The organism is Peribacillus sp. P4_C12 (genome assembly GCF_056402095.1).
Genome location: NZ_JBFUIB010000445.1, coordinates 1 through 3,055 on the forward strand (window position 1 = coordinate 1; position 3,055 = coordinate 3,055).

Consider the following 3,055-nt stretch of genomic DNA (forward strand, 5'->3'; position numbering starts at 1 on the left):
CCCGAATAGAAGACTTTTTTAGTGTCGCTGCCATTAGGGGGTCATGAACTTCTTAGATATATAACTTTTCGCTAATACGTAATGCAGCTACTAAAAGTTATTTCTTCCTAATCCATTTTATTTATAAAATTTAAYACGATCTTCAAGTGGTTGRAATTCTTTTTCTCCCRCTGRAGCWGTTGGATTACCAAATGGMATTTGMGCAATYAGTTTCCARTTAYTTGGKATRYTCCATTCWTTTTTCACTTCATCATCAATTAGTGGATTATAATGCTGYAAWGTTGCTCCTAATCCTTCTGYTTCCARTGCTGTCCAMACAACYAATTGATGCATACCTGAAGYKTGTTGTGACCARATTGGGAARTTATCAGCATATRWWGCRAATTGTTCTTGAAGMGATTTCACAACMGCCATATCTTCMAAGAATAATAYKGTTCCRTAWCCRGATTTAAAGGAATCCATTTTTTGTTGAGTACCTGTAAAATCTCCYYCTCCAACYGCTTTTCTYAACGTTTCAGTCGTRATRTCCCATAATTTATCATGTGCTTCACCTGTTAACACAACAAGGCGTGCTGATTGAGAATTGAAAGCTGATGGAGTGTATTTTACTGCAAATTCAACAATGTCCTTTATTTTGTCATCTGAAACTTGTACTTCTTTATTGATTCCATAATAAGAACGTCTTTCTTTAATAGCCGTGTAAAAATCTTTTGTCATAACGTTTATTCCTCCAGAATTCTTTATATTTATCTCGAATACATATATCTCTATTTCAAAGTAATTTTAAACATAAAAAAAAATAATGTCAAACATTTCATACTGATCTAGTTGTATTACTGACAGGAAAAGGCTGTCGTTTCTTCTGAGAAGTCCTTAGTAATGCCTGCTTATCCGAGGCTGGGCTATAAATGATGAGTGATTGTATATGGGATAAATTGAGAAGTTGCTTAATTTGAATTAATAGGAGGCTAGTTTCATGAAGGTTCAGTTTTGGGGGAACAGGTAATTGGAGATGTCTCTAGTATCGGAAAAATCAGCTTCCAATTACCTTATACTTCACTTGTTTAGAAATACATCCTATATTCCCCAATTCATTTGAACTTACATGTTTGCTAAAAAAACTTAAAAAATGTCAGTAGCATTGGGCGATAAGTTTTGGATATGTTTTAGGTATGTAATAACACTCTTTTCATTTTCATAAGGATATTCATAATTCAAATGTTTTCCAACATACATCGCTGTACTATCAAAAAGATCACACATTGAAAATAATGCTCTCCAAACACCATCATAACTTCCATCTGCATAAGTGGAAAGAAGCTTCTGCCAACTCTTTTCTGTCAAAAAACCCTCCAAATATTTGCCGTGTTTACCAACGCTTACTGAAAAGTTCGTTTCAATACCTACCTGCCATTCTAGCATTTGAATGAGCATTGATCTGACATTGTTAAGATGCTCTTGTGCATATATAATTTCCTTTCTCCATAAACCCTTTGCTACATAAGTTGATACCCACCAAAATTCATTGCAACAATCATCAAAGAATTCGGTAGAAGGTTTTTTAATCCAATAATCTACATCGGTCGGATTAGGAATTGAAGGAAGGGAATTATCCTTGTCCATTAAAATAATCGTAAGTTTATCCTCTTTGCAATAAACATCTTTTTCATCGAAAGGAACTAATAATAAGTCAATACGGTTTCCGTCTGTAAACTGCATTAAATAAGAGAAACGCCCTCCTAATTCTGGTGGAAATAATGACATTTCTTCAGGTTTTTGCATAATGAGTCGTTCACCAAAAACATCAATCCATTTATGGTCTCGTATGAAAGATTCCATTTCGGTCACAATATAAACGATATCATAATCCTGAAACACATCTTTTGGAACTTTCGGATTCGTTCGTGAACCATTCATTCCCACAGCACGGACTCGATCATCTTTTTCTGCAATTTTTACTATTAATTCAATCATGTCAGCTTCAGTCCGCATACATTTACCTCCAGTTAATTAAACACGCCTTATATGTAAGGTATATTTTTCTCAATAAATGGAGGCACCTTCCTGAAAGGCAGTTTCAATAATTTCTTTTATTCTAGCTAAAAATTTACCGCATACTAAACCATCAAGTACCCGATGGTCAATCGACAAACATAAATTCACCATATTCCTTACCGCGATCATATCATCAATGATTACTGGACGTTTGACGATAGACTCAACTTGAAGGATGGCTGCCTGTGGATGGTTAATAATCCCCATCGACTGAATAGATCCGAATGCCCCCGTGTTATTAACCGTAAATGTCCCGTTCTGCATATCTTCTGGTTTCAACTTTCCTGTTCGCATTTTTTGAGCGAGTTCATGAACCTCCCTGGCTAGTCCCTTAATTGATTTTTCGTCCGCATGTTTAATCACTGGAACAAAAAGAGCATTACTCGCAGCTACAGCAATGGATATATTAATATCCTTTTTTTGAATGATTTTATCGCCAGCCCACATAGAGTTCATCTCCGGAAATTCGGTTAGAGCTTGTGATACGGCTTTGATGAAAAATGCAAAGTATGTTAAATTATAGCCTTCTTTTTGCTTGAATTCAGCTTTTAATGAATCGCGATTCTTAACAAGGTTTGTTGCATCGACTTCGACCATCATCCAAGCGTGCGGGACTTCATGTTTACTTTTCACCATATTGGCTGCAATTGTTTTTCTGATTCCTGTAATAGGAATCTCTATATCGCCAACTGAATGGACTAATGTCTCAATGGAAGAAAACGATTTTTCAGCAGGATCTTGTTTTGAAGCAATAAATGTTGGTGCCAATTCCTGATTTTCTTCAATTTTATTCACTCCTTTTTCAAGAAGTTTCACTAAATCTTTCCGGGTGATTCTTCCGTCTCTTCCCGATCCTTTGATTTTAGTTAAATCAATGCCATTTTCCTGTGAAATTTTTAATACGGCTGGTGAATATCTTGTTTTAAGGTGATTAGAGCTAGTTGTTGTTTCAATCGTTTTCAGGCTTTCGACTAATTGTTGGTCACTGTCTTCCTTCTTT

The 3,055-nt window shown here is 35.4% G+C and carries 3 protein-coding genes; all 3 read right to left on the reverse strand.

Annotated elements, in window-relative coordinates; translation table 11 throughout:
- Positions 1–117: 117 nt before the first annotated feature.
- Positions 118–717 (reverse strand): nitroreductase family protein, encoded by a 600-nt coding sequence (locus AC1DUW_RS24625; protein WP_477643703.1) that lies wholly within the window; start codon positions 715–717, stop codon positions 118–120.
- Positions 718–1,122: 405 nt separating this feature from the next.
- Entirely contained in the window at positions 1,123–1,992 is an 870-nt protein-coding gene (locus AC1DUW_RS24630; protein ID WP_053345787.1) for an aminoglycoside 6-adenylyltransferase, read from the reverse strand.
- A 51-nt stretch (positions 1,993–2,043) separates the two neighbouring features.
- Positions 2,044–3,055 (reverse strand): dihydrolipoamide acetyltransferase family protein (locus AC1DUW_RS24635; RefSeq protein ID WP_477643704.1); only part of this gene is annotated, 1,012 nt, incomplete at its 5' end.